The 22937-nt window shown below is 70.8% G+C and carries 18 protein-coding genes and 1 riboswitch; of the genes, 14 read left to right on the forward strand and 4 right to left on the reverse strand.

Going from position 1 to position 22937, the window contains the following annotated elements:
• Positions 1-70: 70 nt before the first annotated feature.
• Genes FHW79_RS20535 through deoA form a run of 6 tightly spaced genes read left to right on the forward strand, consistent with a single transcriptional unit; the run spans position 71 to position 5722 of the window.
• The gene (locus FHW79_RS20535; RefSeq protein WP_183180659.1) at positions 71-1246 is read left to right on the forward strand and encodes an ABC transporter permease; all 1176 of its coding nucleotides are present in this window, start codon (positions 71-73) and stop codon (positions 1244-1246) included.
• The gene (locus FHW79_RS20540) at positions 1239-2213 is read left to right on the forward strand and encodes an ABC transporter permease (RefSeq protein ID WP_183180660.1); all 975 of its coding nucleotides are present in this window, start codon (positions 1239-1241) and stop codon (positions 2211-2213) included. Before FHW79_RS20535 ends, FHW79_RS20540 begins: the two co-directional genes overlap by 8 nt.
• Positions 2213-2641: a cytidine deaminase gene (cdd, locus tag FHW79_RS20545; RefSeq protein WP_183180661.1), complete on the forward strand. Its 429-nt coding sequence runs from the start codon at positions 2213-2215 to the stop codon at positions 2639-2641. Before FHW79_RS20540 ends, cdd begins: the two co-directional genes overlap by 1 nt.
• Before the next feature lie 15 nt (positions 2642-2656).
• The gene (locus FHW79_RS20550; RefSeq protein ID WP_183180662.1) at positions 2657-3490 is read left to right on the forward strand and encodes a purine-nucleoside phosphorylase; all 834 of its coding nucleotides are present in this window, start codon (positions 2657-2659) and stop codon (positions 3488-3490) included.
• The gene (gene deoC / locus FHW79_RS20555) at positions 3487-4362 is read left to right on the forward strand and encodes a deoxyribose-phosphate aldolase (protein ID WP_183180663.1); all 876 of its coding nucleotides are present in this window, start codon (positions 3487-3489) and stop codon (positions 4360-4362) included. Before FHW79_RS20550 ends, deoC begins: the two co-directional genes overlap by 4 nt.
• Positions 4363-4399: 37 nt before the next feature.
• Positions 4400-5722 carry a thymidine phosphorylase gene (deoA, locus tag FHW79_RS20560; protein ID WP_183180664.1) on the forward strand — a complete coding sequence of 441 codons (1323 nt, stop codon included), beginning with the start codon at positions 4400-4402 and terminating at the stop codon, positions 5720-5722.
• 8 nt (positions 5723-5730) lie between these two features.
• Here deoA and FHW79_RS20565 read toward each other — a convergent pair whose 3' ends face one another.
• Positions 5731-7785 (reverse strand): NAD(P)/FAD-dependent oxidoreductase, encoded by a 2055-nt coding sequence (locus FHW79_RS20565; protein WP_183180665.1) that lies wholly within the window; start codon positions 7783-7785, stop codon positions 5731-5733.
• Between the two features lie 213 nt (positions 7786-7998).
• Here FHW79_RS20565 and FHW79_RS20570 point away from each other — a divergent pair, with 213 nt between their 5' ends.
• A complete protein-coding gene (locus FHW79_RS20570; protein WP_183180666.1) occupies positions 7999-8892 on the forward strand; it encodes a DMT family transporter in 894 nt (297 codons plus the stop codon).
• 4 nt (positions 8893-8896) lie between these two features.
• Here FHW79_RS20570 and FHW79_RS20575 read toward each other — a convergent pair whose 3' ends face one another.
• Complete coding sequence (locus tag FHW79_RS20575; protein ID WP_183180667.1) at positions 8897-9274, reverse strand: STAS domain-containing protein; 378 nt, start codon at positions 9272-9274, stop codon at positions 8897-8899.
• A gap of 160 nt (positions 9275-9434) precedes the next feature.
• Positions 9435-9532, forward strand: a riboswitch (TPP riboswitch).
• 69 nt (positions 9533-9601) lie between these two features.
• Here FHW79_RS20575 and FHW79_RS20580 point away from each other — a divergent pair.
• The 6 genes from FHW79_RS20580 to FHW79_RS20605 all read left to right on the forward strand — a co-directional run bounded on the left by FHW79_RS20580 (position 9602) and on the right by FHW79_RS20605 (position 17344).
• On the forward strand, positions 9602-10756 hold the full coding sequence (locus FHW79_RS20580; RefSeq protein ID WP_183180668.1) for an ABC transporter substrate-binding protein: 1155 nt from the start codon (positions 9602-9604) through the stop codon (positions 10754-10756).
• A gap of 7 nt (positions 10757-10763) precedes the next feature.
• A complete protein-coding gene (locus tag FHW79_RS20585; RefSeq protein ID WP_183180669.1) occupies positions 10764-11648 on the forward strand; it encodes a branched-chain amino acid ABC transporter permease in 885 nt (294 codons plus the stop codon).
• Between the two features lie 67 nt (positions 11649-11715).
• Complete coding sequence (locus FHW79_RS20590) at positions 11716-13383, forward strand: branched-chain amino acid ABC transporter ATP-binding protein/permease (RefSeq protein ID WP_247884523.1); 1668 nt, start codon at positions 11716-11718, stop codon at positions 13381-13383.
• Positions 13380-14087, forward strand: coding sequence for an ABC transporter ATP-binding protein (locus FHW79_RS20595; protein WP_183180670.1), 708 nt, complete (start codon positions 13380-13382; stop codon positions 14085-14087). Before FHW79_RS20590 ends, FHW79_RS20595 begins: the two co-directional genes overlap by 4 nt.
• 148 nt (positions 14088-14235) lie before the next feature.
• The gene (locus FHW79_RS20600) at positions 14236-15444 is read left to right on the forward strand and encodes a hypothetical protein (RefSeq protein WP_183180671.1); all 1209 of its coding nucleotides are present in this window, start codon (positions 14236-14238) and stop codon (positions 15442-15444) included.
• Positions 15445-15595: 151 nt separating this feature from the next.
• Positions 15596-17344, forward strand: coding sequence for a chloride channel protein (locus tag FHW79_RS20605; protein ID WP_348984232.1), 1749 nt, complete (start codon positions 15596-15598; stop codon positions 17342-17344).
• Between the two features lie 73 nt (positions 17345-17417).
• Here the strand turns inward: FHW79_RS20605 and ppk2 are convergent, their stop codons facing one another.
• Together ppk2 and FHW79_RS20615 are read right to left on the reverse strand one after the other, a co-directional pair.
• Positions 17418-18380: a polyphosphate kinase 2 gene (gene ppk2, locus FHW79_RS20610; RefSeq protein WP_211108407.1), complete on the reverse strand. Its 963-nt coding sequence runs from the start codon at positions 18378-18380 to the stop codon at positions 17418-17420.
• A gap of 123 nt (positions 18381-18503) precedes the next feature.
• The gene (locus FHW79_RS20615; protein WP_183180673.1) at positions 18504-19331 is read right to left on the reverse strand and encodes a PPK2 family polyphosphate kinase; all 828 of its coding nucleotides are present in this window, start codon (positions 19329-19331) and stop codon (positions 18504-18506) included.
• A 230-nt stretch (positions 19332-19561) separates the two neighbouring features.
• Here FHW79_RS20615 and FHW79_RS20620 point away from each other — a divergent pair, with 230 nt between their 5' ends.
• Positions 19562-22921 (forward strand): maltotransferase domain-containing protein, encoded by a 3360-nt coding sequence (locus FHW79_RS20620; protein ID WP_183180674.1) that lies wholly within the window; start codon positions 19562-19564, stop codon positions 22919-22921.
• Positions 22922-22937 lie beyond the last annotated feature (16 nt).

A 22937-nucleotide genomic window follows, 5' to 3' on the forward strand; every position in this document is an offset into this window, starting at 1 on the left:
CACTTTCCTTGACGCTGGAGCGTTGACGCCGTCCGGCTTGTGAACGGAATTCACCACGGATGGAGCCGGGATGGCGCAGGACGCGGCGCAGGGGGTGACGGGCCGGGGCTTCGGCCGGCCGCCGGGCGCGATTCCCGGCTGGGTCGGTTACGCGCTTCTGCCGCTGCTGAACCTGATCGCCGCCCTCGCCCTGTCGGGGCTGGTCATCCTGGTGATCGGCGAGAATCCGCTGGACGTGCTGGCGCTGCTGGTGACCGAGGCGGTCGGCTACCCGGAGGCCATCGGCTACACCCTCTACTACACGACCAGCTACATCTTCACGGGGCTGGCGGTCGCCGTCGCCTTCCATTGCGGGCTGTTCAACATCGGCGGGGAAGGGCAGGCCTATCTCGGCGGGCTGGGGGCCGGGCTGGTCGGGCTGGCGCTGACCGGCTGGCCCTGGCCGGTGGCGGCGCTGGGGGCGGTGGCCCTGTCGGCGCTGTTCGGGGCGGCCTGGGGAGCGGTTCCCGGCTGGCTCCAGGCCCGGCGCGGCAGCCACATCGTCATCACGACGATCATGTTCAACTTCATCGCCGCCGCGATCATGACCTACCTGCTGGTCGACGTGCTGATCCGCCCCGGATCGCAGTCGCCGGAAACGCGGGAGTTCGATCCGGGCGTCTGGCTGCCGACCATGGACCGGGCGCTCGGCTGGGTCGGCGTCGCCATTCCGGCCTCGCCGCTGAACCTGTCCTTCCTGTGGGCGCTGGCCTGCTGCGCGCTGTTCTACCTGTTCCTCTGGCGGACCCGCTGGGGCTACGAGATCCGCACGGTCGGGCGGAACGAGCGGGCGGCGGTCTATGCCGGGATTTCCCCGGCGCGGAACATCATCCTCGCCATGGCGATCTCCGGGGCGCTTGCCGGCTTCGTCGGCGTGAACGAGATCATGGGGGTGCAGCACCGCATTCTGCTGAATTTCACCGGCGGGGTGGGCTTCGTCGGCATCGCCGTGGCGCTGATGGGGCGCAACCATCCGGTGGGGATCATCCTGGCGGCGCTGCTGTTCGGCGTGCTGGCGCAGGGGGGCGGGCAGGTGTCCTTCGAATACCCCACCGTGAACCGGGAGCTGGTGATGGTCATCCAGGGCCTCGTCATCCTCTTCGCCGGGGCGCTGGAAAACCTGTTCAAGCCGCGGGTCGAGGCGCTGTTCCGCCGTCGTAGCGAGGGGCGCGGCGGGGGCCATGACGGGGGAGCGGCCCATGGATGACGCCCTGCTCGTCGTCCTGCTGCTGGCCGACGCCACCATCCGCGTGGCGACTCCGCTGGTGCTCGCCGCCTTCGCCGCGCTGTACAGCGAGCGGGCGGGGGTGGTGGACATCGGGCTGGAGGGCAAGATGCTGGCCGGCGCCTTCTTCGCCGCCGCCGTCGCGTCGTCCACCGGCAACCCGTGGCTTGGCTTGGGCGCCGCGGTCGCGGCCTCGGTGGCGCTGGCGCTGGTCCACGGCTTCGCCTGCATCACCCACAAGGGCAATCAGGTGGTGTCGGGCATGGCGATCAACATCCTGGTCGCCGGGCTGGCGCCGACCCTGGCCTACGCCTGGTTCCGCCAGGGCGGCCAGACCCCGCTGCTGCCGGGAGAGGCGCGCCTGCCGCAAATCCATCTGCCGGGGGTGGAGGCGCTGTCCGGGATTCCGGTCCTCGGCCCCGTCTACCGGGAGCTGATCGACGACGCCAACGTGCTGATCTGGCTGACCGTCCTTCTGGTGGTGGCGACCCACTGGCTGTTCACCCGCTCGCGCTTCGGGCTGCGGCTGCGCGCGGTGGGGGAGAACCCTGCGGCGGTCGACACGGCGGGCCTGTCGGTCACGCGGCTGCGCTATCAGGCGGTGATCATCACCGGGGTGCTGACCGGCATCGCCGGCGCCTATCTGTCCACCGCCCACGGCGCCGGCTTCGTGCGCGACATGACGGCGGGCAAGGGCTATCTGGCGCTGGCCGCGCTGATCTTCGGGAAATGGCGGCCCTGGCCGACTCTGTTCGCCTGCCTGCTCTTCGCCTTCACCGACGCGGTGCAGGTGCGCCTGCAGGGCGTGCCGCTGCCGGTGGTGGGGGTGATCCCGGTGCAGTTCATCCAGATGCTGCCCTATGTTCTGACCGTGCTTCTGCTCGCCGGCTTCGTCGGCCGGGCGGTGGCCCCCAGGGCCAGTGGTGTTCCCTATGTGAAGGAGCGGTGATGAGCGACCCGCAAGACGTCCCGGTCGTCGACTCTCTGATCGCCGCCGCCCGCGACGCGATGGCGCAGGCCTACGCGCCCTATTCGCATTTTTCGGTCGGTGCGGCCATCTTGGGCGAATCCGGGCGCATCCACGCCGGGGCGAATGTGGAGAACGCCGCATACCCGCAGGGGCAGTGCGCCGAGTCCTCGGCCATCGGGGCAATGGTCCTGGCCGGGGACCGGAGCATCCGGGCGATCGCCGTCATGGGCGGCCAGTCCGGCGACGGGCGGCTGTGCACGCCTTGCGGCGGCTGCCGCCAGCGGCTGCGCGAATTCGCCGGACCCGATACGCCGATTCATGTCTGTGGACCGGAAGGGCTTCGTCGCACGTTTACGTTGGAGGAACTGCTGCCGCACTCCTTCGGCCCTGACAATCTCGATTTCTGAGGGGAATTGACCGCCATGACCGCCGCACGCGCCGCCGCGGAAATCCTGCATCGGGTCCCCGGCTTCCGCCCGCGGGTGGGGATCGTGCTCGGCTCCGGCCTGGGCGGGGTCGCCGACCGGATCGAGGGGGCGACGGTCATGCCCTACGGCGACCTGCCCGGCTTTCCGCTGCCCAGCGTGGAGGGGCATATGGGCCGGCTGGTGCTGGGTCGTCTCGGCGGCCAGCCCGTCGCCTGCATGCAGGGCCGCGTCCACGCCTACGAGGGCAACGGCTTCGACGCGCTGAAGACGGCGATCCGCGCGCTGAAACTGGCCGGCTGCGACACGCTGGTGCTGACCTGCGCCGCCGGCTCGCTGCGGGTGGAGGTCGGGCCGGGGCGGCTGATGGCGATCTCCGACCACATCAACATGCTGGGCGCCAACCCGCTGACCGGTCCCAACGAGGACAGCTTCGGCCCGCGCTTTCCCAGCATGACCGACGCCTGGGACCCCGCCTTGCGGGCGCTGATGCGGCGCCGGGCGCTGGAGCTGAACATCGATCTGGTCGAGGGCGTGTACGCCGCCTATCCCGGCCCCTCCTTCGAGACGCCGGCCGAGGTCCGGATGTTGAAGGTCCTGGGGGCGGACGCGGTCGGCATGTCCACGGTGCCCGAATGCATCGTCGCGCGGCATTGCGGCCTTCGGGTCGCGGGCTGCGCGGTCATCACCAACCTGGGGGTGGGACTCGGCGACGGGCCGGTGGACCATGACCAGACCCTGCGCGCCGCCTCGGCCGCCGCCTCCGACCTGGAGCGGCTGTTGACCGGCTTTCTCGACGGGCTGAACATAGACGAAGGACGCCGGTCATGAAACTTCCCGCCGATCTGCAACGGGCGCTCGACACCGCGGCCGCCGTCAAGGCCGACGCCAAGGGGGCCGGCCGGGCCATCGGCCTGCTCGACCTGACCAGCCTGAACGACGACGACACCGACCAGACGGTGGAGGCGCTGTGCAAGCGCGCCGTCACCCCCGCCGGCAAGGTCGCCGCGGTGTGCGTCTGGCCGCGCTTCGTCAAGACCGCGCGCAAGGCGCTGAAGGGCAGCGGCGTGAAGATCGCCACCGTCATCAACTTCCCCTCGGGCGAGGCCGACGCGGCGACGGTGGCGGCGGAGACCAAGGCGGCCATCAAGGACGGCGCGACCGAGATCGACGTCGTGCTTCCCTACCGCGCCTTCATCGACGGCGCCCGCACCCAGCCGATGAACGTGATCCGCGCCTGCCGCGAGGCCTGCGGGACCGACGTGACGATGAAGGTGATCCTGGAATCCGGCTGCTTCCCCGACCCGGAGCTGCTGGCTTGGGCCGCCCGCGACTCCATCGCCGCCGGGGCGGATTTCCTGAAGACCTCCACCGGCAAGGTGCAGCCCGCCGCGACGCTGGAGGCGGCGGCGCTGTTGCTGCACGTCATCCACGAGTCGGGCAAGCCGGTGGGTTTCAAGGCGGCGGGCGGCATCCGCGACGCCGATGGGGCGGCGGCCTTCCTGGCGCTTGCCACCGTGATCCAGGGCAAGGGCTGGGCGAAGCCGGAGACCTTCCGCTTCGGCGCGTCGGCGCTGCTCGACTCGCTGCTCGCCACCGCCGGCCATGGCGGCAAGGGTGAGGGAAAGGGCGAGGGCAAGGACGGCAAGGGTGACGGCAAGGGCGGTGGGGCGGTTGCCCAACCGGCCACCGCCGGCTATTGATCCGCGCGACAGACCAGACCACGGAACGGACGCACGGATGCTTCCCCAGGAACTGATTCGCAAGAAGCGCGACGGCGCACGCCTGGACGCGGCGGAGATCGGCGCCTTCGTGCGCGGCATCACCGACGGCTCCGTCAGCGAAGGGCAGGCGGCGGCCTTCGCCATGGCCGTCTTCTTCCGCGGCATGGCGCTGGAGGAGCGGGTGGCCCTGACGCTGGCCATGCGGGATTCCGGGACGGTGATGCGCTGGGACCATCTCGACCTGCCCGGCCCAGTGGTCGACAAGCATTCGACCGGCGGCGTCGGCGACAAGGTCAGCCTGATCCTCGCCCCGGCGCTGGCCGCCTGCGGCGGCTTCGTGCCGATGGTGTCGGGCCGCGGGCTGGGTCACACCGGCGGCACGCTCGACAAGTTCGAGAGCATCCCCGGCTACCGCGCCAAGCCCGACCGGGCGACGCTGGAGCGGGTGGCGAAGGAGGTCGGCTGCGCGGTGATCGGGGCCACCGACGACATCGCCCCCGCCGACCGCCGCCTCTACGCCATCCGCGACGTGACGGCGACGGTGGAGACCATCGACCTGCTGACCTCCTCCATCCTGTCGAAGAAGCTGGCGGCGGGGCTGCAGGCGCTGGTGATGGATGTGAAGTTCGGCTCCGGCGCCTTCCTGCCCGACATCGCCAAGGCGCGGGAGTTGGCCGACAGCCTCGTCACCGTTGCCGAGGGCGCCGGGCTGCCCACCGTCGCGCTGCTGACCGACATGAACGAGGTGCTGGGCCTGACCGCCGGCAACGCGCTGGAGATGCGGGAGTGCATCGACATCCTGCGCGGCGGAGCGGCCGACTCCCGGCTCTACGAGGTCACCGCCGCCCAGGCCGCCGAGCTGCTGGTTCTGGCCGGGCTGGTTCCCGACGCCGCCGCCGGCCGCGCCCGCTTCGACCAGGCGATGGCGAGCGGGCAGGCCGCCGAGCGCTTCGCCCGGATGGTCCACGCGCTGGGCGGCCCGGCGGACCTGCTGGACGCGCCGGACCGTTATCTGGACGCCGCCCCCGTCGTCCAGCCGGTCTTCGCCGAGCGTGCGGGCGTGGTGGCGGCCATCGACGTGCGGGCGGTCGGCATCGCCGTGGTGGCCCTGGGCGGCGGGCGGACCAAGACGACCGATCCCATCGACTTCGCCGTCGGGCTGGCCGACGTGGCCGGGCTGGGCGCTTCGGTGGGGCCGGCGGAGCGCCCGCTCGCCGTGGTCCACGCCCGCAGCGCGGCGCAGGCGGAGGACGCGGCGGCGCTGCTCCGTCGCGCCTTCACCGTGGCCGACACCGCCCCGCCGGCCGGGCCGCTGATCGCCGACCGTATCCGGCTGTAAAGGCGGGGTCACGCAGCGCGGCGTCCGTCCTCGGCTTGCCGCGCCCGCGCTGGCCCGACCAGCGCCTCCGCGGCGAGGCGGCCCGAGATGACGCAGGCTTCGACCCCCGGGCCGGGGAAGACCCCACCGCCCGCCAGCAGCAGGCCGGGCAGCGGCGACTTGGCGGGGAGCGCCGGATCGATGCCGTAGATCGCCCCCTCCGTCGTGTGGGCGTAGCGGGCGAAGGTGGCCGCGCTGGCCTCCTGCCGGTGCAGGATGTGGCGCTCCAGATCCGGGATCACGGCCGTGGCGGCGGCGATCATCGCGTCGCCCTCCCGTGTCTTGCGCGCTCGGTAGTCGGGGGCGGAGCGGTCCCAGGTGCCGCCCGCAGGCTCCAGCCGCATCAGCGTCAGCGCCGCGCAGCCCGGCGGGGCCAGGGTGGTGTCGTGGGCCGAGGGCAGGGCCAGCGCCATCCCCTCATCCCTCAGAAAGGTCATCGCCGGCAGGTCGGGACGGATGTCCAGCGCCAGCGTGACCAGGAAGGCGGAGGTCGTGGGGCGCAGCGCGCGGTATTGTTCGATGCGTGCAGCGGGCAGATGCTCCTCCCCCACCAACTCCAGCAGGGTCCGCCGGGCGTCGGCGTTGGAGATCACTGCGGCGGCGGCCATGCGCTCCCCATCCAGGGTTTCGACGCCGGCGGCCCGGCCGTCCTCGACCAGGATGCGGCGGACCGGGGTGCGCAGCCGGACCTCGCCGCCCTTGGCGCGGATCGCCTCGACCAGCGCGTCGGCCAGCCGCTGCGATCCGCCCTCCGGATAGGCGCCGCCGTCGAAGACATAGCCGAAGATCGGCGCCATCTGGGTGGCGCCCAGCCGTTCCGGCCGGTCGGAGAGATAGCCGGTCAGGCTAGACAGCAGGGCGCGGGCTTCGGCGTCGGGCACGTAATGCTCCAGCATCTCCAGAAAGCCGCGGTCCTGCCAGCGGAAGGCTTGCGGGCATTCCAGCGGGTAGGCGCGCATCGCCGCGACGTTGCGCGGGATGTGGGGAAGGCCGGTCTCGACGCAGCCGCGGTAGAGGTCGCGGTAGACGCCGCGCATCTCCTCCAGAAAGGCGGCGGCTCCGGCGGCGCTGCCGGGATGCTTCCGCGCGATCAGGGCGGCCAGACCCGCGGCGTCGCCGGGCAGCGGCTCAAGAACACCGCTTCGGACGATGCCGCGGTTCACCGGCTGCCAGCGCACGCGGTCCGCCACGCCGACCGTGCGCAGCAGATGCCCGACCGGCCCGTTCGGACGGGTGCCGCTGACGTCGTGCACGCCGGCGTCGAAGGTGAAGCGCCCGACCGTCCCGTCGCGCAGCCGCACCTTGCGCTCCCACGAGGAGCAATAGCCGCCCGGGCGGTCGTGCGCCTCCAGGACGGTGACGCGGGCCCCGGCCTCAGCCAGCAGGGCCGCTGCGGTCAGCCCGCCGATGCCGGCGCCCACCACGACGACACCGTCCTGTTGTCCATGGATGGAAGGCGCGGGCCAGGGATGGGGCTCCCGCTCGGCCAGACGGCGGGCGACGGCCCGGTTGACCAGCCAATCCGGCAAGTGGCGGTTCCCTAGAATGCCGGCCAGCGTGCCGAGGGCGGAGGTGACGACGCCGACCTCCGTCGCGACGGCGAAGCCGGCGGCGCCAGCCAGGAAGACCACCCCCCACAGCGCGGTGACCGCCTTGTTGACGGCGACGAACTGCGGCAGGTGCCACAGGCCGGGCGATGTCGTCTCGCGGGCGTAGGGCAGGGTGAAGGGACGGCCCAGCGCGAGCGAGGCGAAGGCCATGCCGGCCAGCGCGAGATGGACGGTCACCCCCATATGTTCCAACGGCCCGATGAGGAGCAGCATGGCGAAGAAGGCGGCGGCGACCAGCTCCGGCGCCTTCGGCGAACCCCGCCGCCGGTCATGGGCGCAGAGCGTCAGGCTGAGCAGCAGCGCCGCCAGCGCGGCCGCCGGATGGCCCGCCGGCTGGAGAACGCCGAAGGCGATCCAGGGCGAGACGCCGACGAGGATGCGGGTCGATTGGGGCATCGGCTTTGACAGGAGCATGGCGGACCTTTGCGGTGGTGACGCCCGCCAGACTGTTCAAAGCACCGGCCGGGGCCAGAACCGATCCGCGAAAGGCCGGTTTCGCTTCGCCAAACGCCCGCCCGTCGATTCACGAAGCGTGAAACGCCGGCGCTCCGCCGGGCGCCGTCGCGCGGGCCAGACCTGCGGTTGCGGCATTGGGCAGCGTCGTGGTTGCTCAGATACTGTGCAATCATGACCCAAGCCGCCGCTCTTCCCGCCGTTGACAGCGATGACACGCGCCGCGCCATCGGCTGCTTCCTGCTGGCCATCTTCCTGTTCGCGGGGATGGACACGCTCATCAAATATCTGAGCAACGGGTATCCGGTGGCGCAGCTCATGTTCGCGCGATCGGTGGTGGCGCTGGTGCTGGTCGGCAGCATTTCGGTGGCGCGCGGCGGCTGGGGCGGGATGCGCACGCGGCGGCCCTTCGCCCATGTCTTCCGTTCGCTCGCCGGGCTGCTGTCGATGGGTTGCTTCTTCTACGCCTTCAAGCATCTGCCGCTGGCCGAGGTCTATGTGCTGAGCTTCGCCGGGCCGCTGTTCATCACGGCGCTGTCCATGCCGCTGCTCGGCGAGCCGGTGGGCTGGCGGCGCTGGGCGGCGGTGCTGGTCGGGTTCGGCGGCGTGGTCGTGATGGCACGCCCGGAGGCCGACGCGCCGCTCCTGCCGATCCTCGTCGGCGTGGCCGCGGCCTTCTTCTACGCGCTGGCGATGATCGCGGTGCGCGGCCTGTCGCGGACCGAGAGCAACACGGCCATCGTCGTCTATCTGCTGCTGACCACCACGGTGGTGAGCGGCGTGGCGGCGATCCCCGACTGGGTGCAACCGGGCGGCTTCGACCTCGGGTTGATGCTTCTGGTCGGCACGCTGGGCGGGGCGGCGCAGGTGTTGATGACCCAGGCCTTCCGCCTGGGCCGCGCCGCGGTGGTGGCGCCCTTCGAGTACACGGGAATGATCTGGGCGACGCTGCTCGGCTTCCTCGTCTTCGGCGACGTGCCGACGCCCACGGTCCTGGCCGGGGCGGGGATTATCATCGCCAGCGGGCTCTACATCCTCTATCGGGAAACGCTGCGCCGCGGCGGCTGACGGCTCAGGCGGCGGCGGGAAGCGCCGGCCCGTGGTCGATGACGAGCGGAGACTCCGTCAGGGCGATGATCCGGCTGCGCTCCAGCACGCGCCGGATTCGCGGCGGGTGATTCTCGAACGCGATGGCGCCGCCCCGTTCGAGGACCGCGTTGCGCAGCGCCAGCAGAATGCCGATGCCGCAGGAATCGAGGAACTCCACCGCCCCCAGGTCGACGCACAGGGTCAGGGCCCGCGCGTCCGCGACGCGGCGGAGCAAGGGCGTCAGGCCGGGCAGCGCCGCATGGTCAACCCGCCCCGACAGGACGGCGCGCAGCCCGCAGCCGCCCCGTGCGGTGGCGAAGGGGTGCAGGGTGACGGTGCTGTGCGACGGGGTGGGCCGCATGCTTCGGGGCGACTTCCGGTTGGGGCGACGGCCCCGAGCGGGCCGGGGGCGGCGGAAGGAACCACGGGAAGCGCGACTCTCCGGTGTCTGTTGCGTTGCGAAATTGTGAAAAGGCGTCGGGCCGCCGCTTGACAGCCGCGCGCCGGGCTCACACTGTGCACACGAACGGCTGGGGTGCCTGCCGCAGGGCGGGCTGAGACCACACCCATCGAACCTGATCTGGGTCATGCCAGCGAAGGGAGCCAAGCGTTCGAGGCTGTGCCGCCGCTACACCCCTGGCCTCCTCGTCCTCGCGCGGTTCTTCGCCGGGCAGGAGGAGACACATCCATGCGGCGCTTCCTTTCCATCCTCTCGGCGACGGCCTTTTCGGCGGTTTTCTCGGCGACGCTCCTGCCGGGCGCGGCGCTGGCGGGCGAGGCCTCGGTCCCTGTGCTGGTGCCGCTGACCGGCTTCCTGTCGCTGGAAGGCACGAGCCAGCGCAACGGCGCCGTCCTGGCGCTGAAGGACGCGCCCGCGGGTGTCGCGGTGCGGTCGGAGGTGATCGACACCGGCACCTCGCCGGAGGCCGCGGTCACGGCGCTGGAGCGCGCGGCGGGCGGCAAGGTCACGGCGGTGGCGGCCAGCATGCTGGGCACGCAGATGCTGGCGATGCTGCCGCTGGCCCAGGATTACGGCATTCCGCTGGTCACCGTCTCCGGCACGGCGAGCATCACCGAGCAGAACAACCCCTGGGTCTTCCGCTTCTTCCCCGGTGACGCCGTGACCAAGGAGGCCCACGCCCGCTACGTGACGGAGGAGCTGGGCAAGAAGCGTCCGGCGGTGATCTACCAGACGACCGCCTACGGGCAGAGCGGCAAGGCCCATCTGGAGCAGGCCTTCAAGACGCTCGGCGTCGAGCCGGTGTTCGAGGAGGGGGTGGACCCCGCCGCCAAGGATCTGCTGCCGGTCCTGACCAAGGCGCTGGCGGCCAAGCCCGACGTGCTGGTGCTGCACCTGCATTCCGGCCCGACCGCCCTGTTCATCCGGCAGGCGGCGGCCAACGGGGTGGCGGTGCCCATCGTCGCCGGCTCGGCCATGCATCAGCCCAGCACCGCGGCGCTGCTGGAGCCGGCCGAGCTGAAGGGCGTTTGCGCCGAAACGGCAGCCTCGCCGATCTCCGGAGGGAGCCCGGAGATGGAGGCCTTCACCGCCGCCTACCGCGCGGCCTTCAACGCGGAGCCGGACGCCTTCGCGCTCGGCCAGTACGACAGCATCCGCATGGTGCTGGCGGCGGTGCAGGGCGGGGCGGACAGCGCGGAGGCGGTGCGCAAGGCCCTGTCCGGCGGGACCCACCAGGGCCTCGCCATGACCTACAAGTCGGACGGCAAGGGCAACATGGCCCATTCCGCGGTGATCGTCTGCTACGACGGCGCCTCGCGCGTGCCGTCGATCACCAAGCGCTACGACAACCTCACCGGCGTGGTGACCGGCATGGTGAAGTGAGCGGGCCTTGATCACCCTGCAGCTTCTCGTCAACGGCCTCGCCTTGGGTGCGGCCTACGCGCTGGTCGCGCTAGGCTTCGTGCTGGTGCTGAACGCCACCGCGGCGGTGAATTTCGCGCAGGGCGATCTCGTGATGGCCGGCGGGCTGCTCGGCGTCGCGCTGGCGCCGCATCTGCCGGGCTATCTGCCGCTGCCCGGTCTGCTCCTGCTGCCGGTGGTGCTGGTGCTGATGGCCGGGCTGGGGCTTCTGCTGGCGGTGGCGGCCTATCTGCCGCTGCGGCGGCGCCCGCCGGTGGCGGTCTTCATCAGCACCATCGCGGCGGGGATCATCCTGCAGAACGGCGCCTCCGTCCTGTTCGGGCCGGAGCCGCGGGCGGCACCGCCGCTGCTGGGCGGGGGAACGCTCGACCTCGGCGGTCTGGTGGTGGCGGAGCAGTCGCTGGCGATCATCGCCGTCGCAGCGTTGCTGATCGCCGGGCAGCAGTGGCTGTTCGGACGGACCCAGCTCGGCCGGCGCCTGCGCGCCACGGCGCAGGATCCGGAGATGGCGCGGGCCTGCGGCGTGCCGGTGACGGCGATGATCCTGATCACCTTCGCGCTGGGCACCGCCTTCGCCGGGGCGGCGGGGCTGCTGCTCGCCAACCGCTACTTCGTCACGCCGACGGCGGGCGGCGACCTGATCCTGAAGGCCTACATCGCCGTGACCATCGGCGGCTGGGGCTCGGTTCCCGGAGCGGTGGCCGGCGCGTTGCTGATCGCGCTGTTCGAGGTGGGGGTGTCGTCGGTGCTCTCCTATCCGGTGGCGCTGGGGCTGCTCTATGCGACGCTGCTGGTCATCCTGGTCGCCCGCCCGCAGGGGCTGTTCGGGGAGGCGGCGCGGCGCCGTGCGTAGGAGCGTACGCAAGTTGCGGGCGCTTGCCCCCACGCTGACCCTCCCCCGCTTCGCAGGGGAGGGGATGATGGTTGCGGCCTTGCTGGCGTACGCGCTGCTGTACGCGTCGCCGTACGGGCTGCGCGTGCTGACCGTGGCGGGGGTGTACGCGCTGGCCGCCATCGGGTTCCAGATCGTCTTCGGGCTGGGCGGGGCGCTGTCGCTGGCCCATGGCGCCTTCTTCGGGCTGGGGGCCTACGCCACCGGCATTTTGGGCAGCCAATGGGGCTGGGGCTTCGCCGCGACCTTCCCGGTGTCGCTGCTGGTGCCGCTGCTGCTGGCATTGCTGGTCGGGCTGCCGGTGCTGCGGCTGGAATCCCATTACTTCGCCCTGGCGACGCTGGGCATCGCGCAGGTCGTCCATCTGCTGGCGGTCAACAGCCCCGCCCTGACCGGCGGCGCCAATGGATTGCCGGGTGTGCCGGGCATCGTCCTGTTCGGCTGGGCGGTGCCGCGCGGCCTGCCGCTGGCGGCGGTGGTCTGGGGCTTCGTGGCGCTGGGCGGGCTGCTGGCCTGGAGGCTGGCGCGGGGACGCTGGGGGCGGGCGCTGACGCTGGTGCGCGACGACCCGCTGGCCGCCGGCACGCTGGGTCTGGACGTCGGCGGGCTGCGGCTCGCCGCCTTCGCGCTGAGCGCCGTCTATGCCGGGGCGGCGGGCGCCTTGGCCGTGCACACCCAGCGCGTCGTCTCGCCGGAGGTGCTGGAATTTCCCGTCATGGTCTCCGTCCTGACCATCGCCGTGGTCGGCGGGCGGGGGCGCGTGGCCGGGGCGATCCTGGGGGCGGTGCTGCTGCTCCACCTGCCGGAGTGGTTCCGCTTTCTGGAGCGCAGCTATCTGATCGTCTACGGCGTGGCGCTGCTCGCCACCATCGTGCTGGCGCCGCACGGGCTGACCGGCCTGCTCGACCGGCTGTTCCCGGCCCGCCCGGCGCCGTTGCCGAAGCCCGAAGCGCCGTCGGGATTGGCCATTGCGAACGGGCCTTTGCTGCGGGTGGAAGGGCTGACCAAGGGCTTCGGCGGGGTGCGGGCGGTGGACGGCGTGTCGCTGACGCTGAAGGCCGGGACCATCACCGGTCTGATCGGCCCCAATGGTTCCGGCAAGACGACGCTGGTCAACCTGATCTCCGGCCTGGAGACGCCGGACGGCGGGCGGGTGCTGATGGGGAGTGCGGATTTGGCCGGGCAGCGGCCCGACCGCATCGCCCGCGCCGGGATCGCCCGCACCTTCCAGGCGGTCAGCCTGCCGGAGGGCGCCAGCGTCCTGGCCGCCGTGGCCGCGGCGCGGCTGGAGCGCGACGGCTCGATTGCCCAGGCCGAGGCCCACGCCCTGTGGGCGCTGGAGCGGCTGGGCGCGGCGGACCTCGCCGCCAAGCCCTGCGCCGGATTGCCCGCGGCGCTGCGCCGCCGGGTGGAACTGGCCCGCGCGCTGGCTCGCCAGCCCGCCGTCCTGCTGCTCGACGAGCCGGCGGCAGGGCTGACCGACGGGGAGAAGGCGGAGTTGGCCGGCCATCTGCGCGCCATCGCCGCCACGGGCACCGCGCTGCTGGTGGTGGAGCACGACATGGGCTTCCTGCTGCCGCTCGCCGGCCATGTGCTGTGCCTTGACCAGGGGCGCCCGCTCTACGAAGGCCCGCCGGAGGGGGTGCGCAGCGACCCCGCCGTGGTCGCCGCCTATCTGGGCGAGGGGGCGCGATGAGCGAACCCCTGTTGCAGGTCGAGGGGCTGACCGCCGGCTATGGCGGGGCGATGGCGGTGGACCGCCTGTCGCTGTCCGTGGCGGCGGGGGAGGCGGTGGCCCTGCTGGGCGCCAACGGAGCGGGCAAGTCCACGCTGCTGAAGGCCATCCTCGGCCTCGTCCCGGCGACGGCCGGGCGGGTCCGGCTGGCGGGGGAGGCGATCGATGCCCTCGCCCCGGAACGGCGGGTGCGCCGTGGCCTTGGGTATGTGCCGGAGGGGCGGCGCGTCTTCCCCGGCATGAGCGTGCGCGACAACCTGGAAGTGGCGAGCTGGCTGGACCGGGCCGGGCGCGCCCGCGACCTGGAGCGCGTCTTCGCCCTGTTCCCGGCGCTGGAGGGCAAGGCGGAGGAACGGGCGTGGCGCCTGTCCGGCGGGCAACAGCAGATGCTGGCGGTGGGCCGCGCCCTGATGGGCCGCCCCCGGGTCCTGCTGCTCGACGAGCCGTCGCTCGGCCTGTCGCCCAAGCTGGCCGGGGAAGTCTTCGCCGCCGTCCGCGCCATCGCCGCGGCGGGGACGGCGGTGCTGGTCGCCGAGCAGAGCGCCGCCCGCGCCCTGTCCGCCACCGGGCGCGTCGTCCTGCTGCGGCTCGGCCGGGCGGTGCATGACGGGCCGGTGGAAACCCTCCCTGCCGAGGCGTTGCGCGACGCCTTTCTGGGCGGCTGATCCGCGGTCGCAGGGCGGCGCCGAACGCAATTCGGCATTGCGGCAACAGGCCGGGATCTTTGTCGTGACTTTCTCGTCTTGCGCTTGCCGATCCCAGACGGCGGGGCTAGCTTCCGGCGTCGCCCTGCCCGTAAGGATTACCTCTGCCATGCTGGACAAAGCCGTCGCTGCTGCACTCTCCTCCCTTCTTCTGCTGGGCGCCGCCGCCGCCCACGCCGATGGGGCGCAGGTGGCGGAGCTGGTCCCCGTCAACCCGCCAACCATGTATTACCCGGCGCCGTCCTCCGGCCCGGCGCCGGCGCCCCGCACGGTCGCTCCTTCGGCGCCGTCGGCTCCGGCCGCCGCCGATCCAACCGAGAAGACCGGGCCGGCCGAGCTCGAGGATGGCTGGGAAGGCGGCCCGTCGCGCGACCGGGACGGCAAGTTCGCCTATTGCGCCATCGAGGGCCGCTTCGACACCGGCCATGTCCTGATGATCGCGCGCAACGTCAAGGGCGAGGTCAATCTCGGCATGGGCATCCCCGGCGCCGAGCTGCCGGGCGGCGAGCAGTGGAAGGTCAAGGTCGTGGTGGACGGCAAGCTGACGCGCGAGCGCCGCGCGCTGGCGCCCAAGCCGGACATGCTGGTCATCCCCAACGGCAAGGACGAGGAACTCTACACCGCCCTGATGAACGGCAAGGAGGTGGTCTTCGCCTCCGACGCCGACCGCATGTCCTTCGCGCTGAAGGGCACCAAGAAGGTGCTCACCGATCTGAAGACCTGCGTGGACAAGGCCGGCGCCGTTCCGCCCATCGACACCCGCACCAAGAAGGTCGCGACCCGCCCCGACGAACTGCCGGAAGGGCTGGCCGACCTGCTGAAGGCGGCCGGCGTGCGCGACGTCAAGCGCGTGTCGCTGGAGAATGTGCCGAAGGGCGAGCGGCCCGCCGACATGGCCTGGCGCATCGGCCCGATCGTCGGCGGCATCCGCGAGCGGATGGTCGAGGAGGGCTCCAAGCTGGAGGATCTGTCCGCCGGCTACGTCGACGCCATGAAGAAGCGCTGCGAGGGCGGCACGCCGACCGCGTCGCTGAGCGCCGTCGAGGATCTGCCCGGCCTGATGCTGCGCACCGGCTCGGTCGATTGCGCGCTGAAGGAGGGCAAGATGCACGTCTCGCTGACTTTCTTCCTGTCGCCGGGCCGCCTCTTCACGATCCTGTTCCACGAGGCCCAGGAGGCCGACATCGGGCTGGCCGACAAGGTGCGCGACAATCTGGCGGAGGTGCTGCGCCGCCTCGCCGTGAACCCACCCTCCGCCCAGCCGTCCTCCGGCCAGTCGCCGGCCGCTCCGGTGCCGGCCCAGACGGGCAAGCCCTAAGGGGGTAGGGCCGCGCCCTGCGGTTGACGGCGCGCGGGCAGGGCACACATTGACCGGCATGCCGGACGACATGACGGGAATCCGGGGCGCCGCGGGGGATGCGGCCGGCGCCCTGACGAGAGCACGAAACCCCGGCCGGCGGTTCCTCAGGGTGCTGACACGGCGAAGCCTGCGCGACAGCGTTCTGGGCGTGCTGATGCTGGCCGGGGCCATCGGCGCCGGGGTCGGGCTGGCCGTGGCCCTGCTGCACGAGGCCGTGGTCTGGACGCAGTCTTTCGTGTTCTCGGTGGCCCATGGGCAGGATCTGGGCGAGGCCGCACTGGCCGACCCCTGGCGGACCCTGCTGGTTCCGACCATTGGCGGCCTGCTGCTCGGCGTTATGGTGAAGCTGGTGCGGCGCTGGCGCTCCAACGACATCGTCGACCCCGTCGAGGCGAACGCGCTCTACGGCGGCAAGATGTCCCTGATCGACAGCCTGCGCCTGACCCTGGCAACCCTGCTGTCGAACGGCTCCGGCGCGTCGGTGGGAATGGAGGCGGCCTACACCCAGGCGGGGGCGGGGATCGCCTCGACGCTCGGGCAAAGGCTTCATCTGCGGCGGGCGGACCTGCGCATGTTGGTCGGCTGCGGGGCGGCCGCGGCCATCTCCGCGGCCTACGGCGCGCCGCTGGCCGGCGCCTTCTACGCCTTCGAACTGGTCATGGGCGGCTACACCATCGCCACGCTGGCCCCGATCGGGGCGGCTTCGGTCGCCGCGGTGGCGGTGGCCCACTGGCTGACCGACCCGTCCCCGGCCCTGTTCTTCGGCCGTCCGGTGGCGGTGGAGGGCTGGGACTATGTGGCGTGCGGGGTCCTCGGCTTCCTGGCGGGCTGGCTCAGCATCCTCGCCATGCAGGCGGTGACGGTGGCCGAGCGCGGCTTCCGCGCGTTGCCCATCCCTGTCTGGGGGCGCCCGGCTCTGGGCGGGCTGGCGCTCGGCGCGCTGGCCTTGGCGGTGCCGCAGGTGCTGGGCGCCGGTCCCGGCGCCGACCCGTCGCAACTGGCCCGCGGGCTGGAGGCCATGGCGGTGCTGCTGGTCGCCAAGATCGTCGCGTCGGCCCTGTCGCTCGGTTCCGGCTTCCGCGGCGGGCTGTTCAGCGCCTCGCTGCTTCTCGGCGGGCTGTTCGGCGGGCTGGCCTACGGGGTGCTCGATCTGCTGGTGCCGGGGTTGGGGCTCGACCGGATGCTTCTGGTGCTGGCCGGCATGGGGGCGGTGGCCGCCGGCATCATCGGCGCGCCGGTCACCATGGTGCTTCTGGTGCTGGAGGCGACGCAGGATTTCTGGGCGGCGTCCGGCGTGCTGATCGGCGTGGTGGTGTCGACCACCGTGGTCCGGCAGGCCTTCGGCTATTCCTTCGCGACGTGGCGCTTCCACCTGCGCGGCGTGCCGATCCGCGGCGCCTACGACGTCGGCTGGGTGTCGGAGCTGACGGCGATGCGGCTGATGCGCGGCGACGTGAAGACGATCCTGACCACCCAGACGCTCGACACGCTGCGCCGCCTGCACCCGCTGGGCGCCGCCAAGACCGTCTTCGCGGTGGAGCCGGACGGGTCCTACGCCGGCATCATCGACATGGGCGCGGTGCACGACCCGTCGCTGGGCGACGAGGACGCGAAGACGCCGGTCGGCGAGCTGGCCAAGCACGCCGACGACTTCCTGCGGCCCGGCGACGACGTGCGCAGCGTGCTCAACCGCTTTTGCAGCGCCGAGGTGGAGGCCTTGCCGGTCGTGACGTCGCCCACCGACCGGCGGATCGTCGGCTACGTCACCGAGGCCTATGCCCTGCGCCGCTACAGCCAGGAGCTGGAGCGGCAGCGCGGCGAGGAACTGGGGGAACGCAGCCTCTACGGGCGGGACTGACCGTCCGGCTCGCGGTTGAAGTCCCCTCTCCCCAGAGGGGAGGGGGTTAAGAAGGCTGAATGCGAAAGCCTTGTCAGTAGACCTCCGGCACCCAGTTCTGCTTGGACTTCTTCGGCCGCTTGTAGCCGTCGTCGCTCTGCCGCGGCGGCAGGTCCAGCTCGACCGGGGCGATGTCCTGGTAGGGGATCTGCTGCAGCAGGTGGCTGATGCAGTTCAGCCGCGCCTTCTTCTTGTCGTCCGCGTCGACGATGTACCAGGGCGTCAGCTTCTTGTCGGTGTGCTCCAGCATGGCGTCCTTGGCCTTGGAGTACTCGACCCAGTGCTTGCGCGATTCGAGGTCCATCGGGCTGAGCTTCCAGCGCTTGATCGGGTTGCGCATCCGCTCGGTGAAGCGCTTCTCCTGCTCCTCGTCGCTGACCGAGAACCAGTATTTGATCAGGATGATGCCGGACTTGACGAGCATCTCCTCGAACAGCGGGCAGGCGCGCAGGAACTCCTGGTACTCCGCGTCGGTGCAGAAGCCCATGACATGCTCGACGCCGGCACGGTTGTACCAGCTGCGATCGAACAGGACGATCTCACCCTTGGCGGGAAGCTGCGCCACATAGCGCTGGAAGTACCATTGCCCGCGTTCCTTCTCGGTCGGCGTGCCGAGCGCCACGATCCGGCAGACGCGGGGGTTGAGGCTTTCGGTGATGCGCTTGATGACGCCGCCCTTGCCGGCCGCATCGCGCCCCTCGAACAGCACGCAGACCTTCAGGCCGTTGACCCGCACCCACTCCTGCAGCTTGATCAGCTCGAACTGCAGGCGGGCCAGTTCATCGATGTACTTCACCTTCTTGCCGTCCTTCGCCGGCTTGCCGCCGCTCAGGTCGCGCCAGTGGGATTCGATGGCCGCGACCTCCTTGGCGTCGCGCAGCACCTCGCCGCCGGTGGCCGGCACGCCGAGCCCGAGGTCCTTCAGCTTCAGCGCCTTGCGCTTCTTCCGCGGCTTGTCCTCCGCCCCGGCCCCGGCACCCGTCTTGACCTCGTCCATCGAACACACCCTGCTTATTGTTGTCCCCGCCAACCAACGCTAGGAGATGCCGGCGCGTCAGGCAACCGCCCGCGCGCCCACCGCGACGAAGTGACCGAGGCCAGGGCGCCGGGGGAGGGGCGGTCAGTCCTTCGCGTTCGTGTCGAAGGTCAGGTGGACGCCCAGAACCTCCGCAGCGATCCGGGCGACGGTCAGGTCGATGGGCGGCGGGGCGACGTTGACGCCACGGCTCAGCGCCTCGGTCACGATCTCCATCACCTTCAGGCGGGCGTGCCATTTGGAGTTGGCGGGAACCGCCTGCCAGGGCGCCGTCTCGGTCGAGGTCTTGTCGAACATCGCCTCGATGGCCTTGCTGTAGTCGTCCCAGCGGGAGCGGTTGCGCAGATCCTCCTCGGTCAGCTTCCAGCGCTTGTAGGGGTTGCTCAGCCGCTCGCGGAAGCGGTTGAGCTGCTCGTCCGGCGTGATGTGCATGAAGATCTTGATGATGCGGACCCCGTCGTCGGTCAGCATCTTCTCGAACTGGTTGATCTCGTCGTAGGCGCGCTTCCACTGCTCCTTCTCGGCGAAGCCCTCCACCCGCTCCACCAGCACGCGGCCGTACCAGGAGCGGTCGAAGATGGCGAAGGTGCCGGGGGCGGGCAGCTTGGTCCAGAAGCGGTAGAGATAGTGCTTGCCCTGCTCGTCCGCCGCCGGGGCGCCGATCGGCCAGACATGGAAGCCGCGGGGGTCGAGCGGTTCGGTCAGGCGGCGGATGCAGCCGCCCTTGCCGGCGGCATCCCAGCCCTCGAACACCAGGATGGCGCGGCGCTTCTCGTGCCAATAGGTCTGCTGGATGTGCAGCAGGTCCTTCTGAAGTTTGGCGAGGCGGCGTTCGTAGTCGTCCTTGCTGCCGATGCCTTCCGCCGTCATATCGAGCTTGTCGAGACGGATCTTGCCGTTTCCGTTGCCCATGCACGCACCTTTCGAAATGTCTGGCCCAAGTGTCAGGTTTCGGAACCTTCGCGCTTCGCAGGGGTTGAGCGCGTGCGCCCCGCAGGGCGCGCGTTGCAACCTCGCGATGGTCCTTCCGGTGATGGTCCTTCGGCCGTTAACGGCCTGTCGGACGATCCACGGGAGGCGCCACGCTTGTCAACCAGCGGCGACCGGCTGGCGTGCCGCTGCCGACCAGGAGGAATTCCCCGATGGCCACCGCCGGACCGCGCATCTACAACCTGTTTCCCACGCTCGTCGGCCCGATGCGCGACTGGGCCGGGCACCTGCCCCGCATCCAGGGCATGGGCTTCGACTGGCTGTTCCTGAACCCGATCCATTATCCCGGCTTCTCCGGCAGCCTCTACGCCGTGAAGGACTATTACCGGCTGCACGACCGCATCCAGGGCGGCGCGCCGGAGCATCCGGACGAGCTGCTGCGCGGCTTCATCGCCGAGGCGGGGCGGCACGGCCAGTCGGTCATGCTCGACCTCGTCATCAACCACACCGCTAAGGACGCGATCCTGGTCGGCGAGCATCCGGACTGGTACCGGCGCGACGGCAACGGCGACCTCTACAGCCCGCGGGCCGTCGACCCGGTGGACCCGTCGCGGGTGACCATCTGGGGCGACCTCGCCATGCTCGACTACGAGCGGGCCGATGTGCGGGCGGGGCTGACCGACTATTGGACGCGGTACCTGCGTCATTTCATCGGGCTGGGCGTGAAGGGCTTCCGCTGCGACGCCGCCTACCAGATCCCGGCGGAGGTGTGGAAGACGCTGATCGACCGCTCCCGCGAGGCCGATCCGGAGGTGAAATTCTTCGCCGAGACGCTGGGCTGCACGGTGGAGCAGGTGCGCGACCTGTGTGGGGCGGGCTTCGACTTCCTGTTCAACAGCGCCAAATGGTGGGACTTCAAGTCCGACTGGCTGCTCGACCAGTATGACGAGTTCCGCTGGATCGCCCCGTCCATCGCCTTTCCGGAGAGCCACGACACCGACCGTCTGGCGGCGGAGGTCGGCAGCCAGGACAGCGAACGGCTGGCCGCCCAGTTGAAGATGCATTACCTGTTCGCCGCCTCCTTCTCGACCGGCGTGATGATGCCGGTGGGCTACGAATACGGCTTCACCCGCAAGCTCGACGTGGTGAGCACGACGCCGGACGACTGGGAGCAGCCGAAGCTGGACCTGACCGGCTTCATCAGGGCGGTCAACGCCATGAAGGCGGACAGCCCGGCGCTGAACGTCGAAGGGCCGCAGCGGCGCGTCACCTCACCCCACAACCCGGTGATCGGGCTGATCCGCGAGACCAGCGGCTGGGCCAACGGGAGCGGGGAGGGCTGTTCCGTCCTGCTCATCAACCCCGATGAGAACCAGCCCCACGCCATCGACCCCGGCCCGCTGCTGGCCAGCAGCGGCGGCGGCTTCGCCGACTTCGAGGACGTGACCCCGGAGGTGGCGCCGCTGCCCTTCGAGCCGGGCCGCGACCTGCGCCTGCGCCCGCTGGAGATGCGCGTCTTCCGCGCCCGTCCGGCGCAGAGCCGCCCCATCGAGCTGAACCATCTGGGCGAACGCGGGGCGGAGCATGACTCCGCCACCCGCGCCTGGATGGACGAGCTGGCGGCGCGACGCGTCACCATCGAGAACGTCTATCCCGAGCTGGACGGCGGGCGCTTCCCGGTCAAGCGGGTGGTCGGCGACGTGATGGAGGTGTGGGCGGACATCTACACCGACGGCACCTTCGTCCTCGGCGCCGCCGTCACCTACCGCCCGGTCGACGAGGAGGAGTGGCGCGAGGTGCCCATGACCTTCGTCGACAACGACCGCTGGATGGGCAAGCTGCCGCTGACCCGCAACACGCGCTACCAGTACAGCATCCTGGCGTGGCGCGACGTCTGGGAGAGCTGGCGCGCCGACTTCAAGAAGAAGAACGACGCGGGGCTCGACGTCGGGCTGGAACTGATCGAGGGCCGCCGCTTCGTCGAGCACGCGGTCGGGCTGAACCGGGGCGAGGACGGGGGCGAGGGCCGCGCCGCGTTGGAGCGGGTGGTCGAACGGATGACCACCCTGCAAGGCGCGGAGTTGACCGCCTACGCCCTGTCGGACGAACCGCGCCAGGCCATGGCGAAGTATGGGGAGCGGCAGTATCTGTCCCGCTACGGCTGCGACCTGGAGGTCTATGTGGACCGCACCGCGGCCCGCTACTCCGCGTGGTTCGAGATCTTCCCGCGCTCGGCCTCCCCGGACCCGTCACGGCCCGGCACCTTCGACGACGTGTCGAACATGCTGCCCTTCATCCGCGGCATGGGCTTCGACGTTCTCTATTTCCCGCCGATCCACCCGATCGGGCGCAGCTTCCGCAAGGGGCGCAACAACACGCTGAACCCCGGCCCGAACGATCCCGGCGTGCCCTACGCCATCGGTGCCTCGGAGGGCGGGCACGCCGACATCGACCCGATGATCGGCGACTTCGAGGGTTTCCGCCGGCTGGTCAAGGAGGCGCGGCGGCATGGGATCGAGATCGCGCTGGACTTCGCCGTCCAGTGCTCCCCCGACCATCCATGGATCAAGTCGCACCCGCAGTGGTTCTACTGGCGCCCCGACGGCACGATCCGCTACGCCGAGAACCCGCCCAAGAAATACCAGGACATCGTCAACGTCAGCTTCTACCGCGAATCCTACCCGGACCTGTGGTACGCGCTGCGCGACGTGGTTCTGTTCTGGTGCGACGAGGGTGTGCGCATCTTCCGCGTCGACAACCCGCACACCAAGCCCTTCCCCTTCTGGGAATGGATGATCCGGGAGGTGCAGGACCGCTTCCCCGACGCGCTGTTCCTCGCCGAAGCCTTCACCCGGCCCAAGCTGATGCGGCGGCTGGCGAAGATCGGCTTCACCCAATCCTACAGCTACTTCACGTGGCGCAACACCAAGGCGGAACTGACCGAGTATCTGACGGAGCTGACCCAGGGCGAATCCAAGGACTACATGCAGCCCAACTTCTTCGCCAACACGCCGGACATCCTGCCGCCGATCCTGGTCCATGGCAGGCGACCGGCGCACATGATGCGCGCCGTGCTGGCCAGCACCTTGTCGGGCGTCTACGGGCTCTACGCCCCGTATTTCGTCTGCGAGGCCGACCCCTACCCGGGCAAGGAAGAGTACAACCACTCCGAAAAATACGAGATCCGGCACTGGGATTGGAACAAGCCCGGCAACATCGTCGACTACGTGACGCGGCTGAACAAGATCCGCGCGGAGAACCCGGCGCTTCATAAGTTCACGAACCTGAAATTCTACAACGCCTACGACGACAACATCCTGCTCTACGGCAAGATGACCGAGAGCAAGGACAACGTCATCCTGATCGCGGTGAACCTCGACCCGCACAATGGCCATGGCGGCACCATCGAGGTTCCGCTGTGGGAACTGGGGCTGGACGACGGTGCGCATGTCCAGGTGGAGGACCTGTTCACCGGACAGCGCTTCACCTGGATCGGCAAGTTCCAGCATGTCTGGCTGGACCCGCAGCAGAACCCGGCGGCGATCTGGCGCATCCGTCCGCCGGGGCGGTGAGGGAAGGGGGAGTGGT

The organism is Azospirillum sp. OGB3 (genome assembly GCF_014192915.1).
Lineage (GTDB): Bacteria > Pseudomonadota > Alphaproteobacteria > Azospirillales > Azospirillaceae > Azospirillum.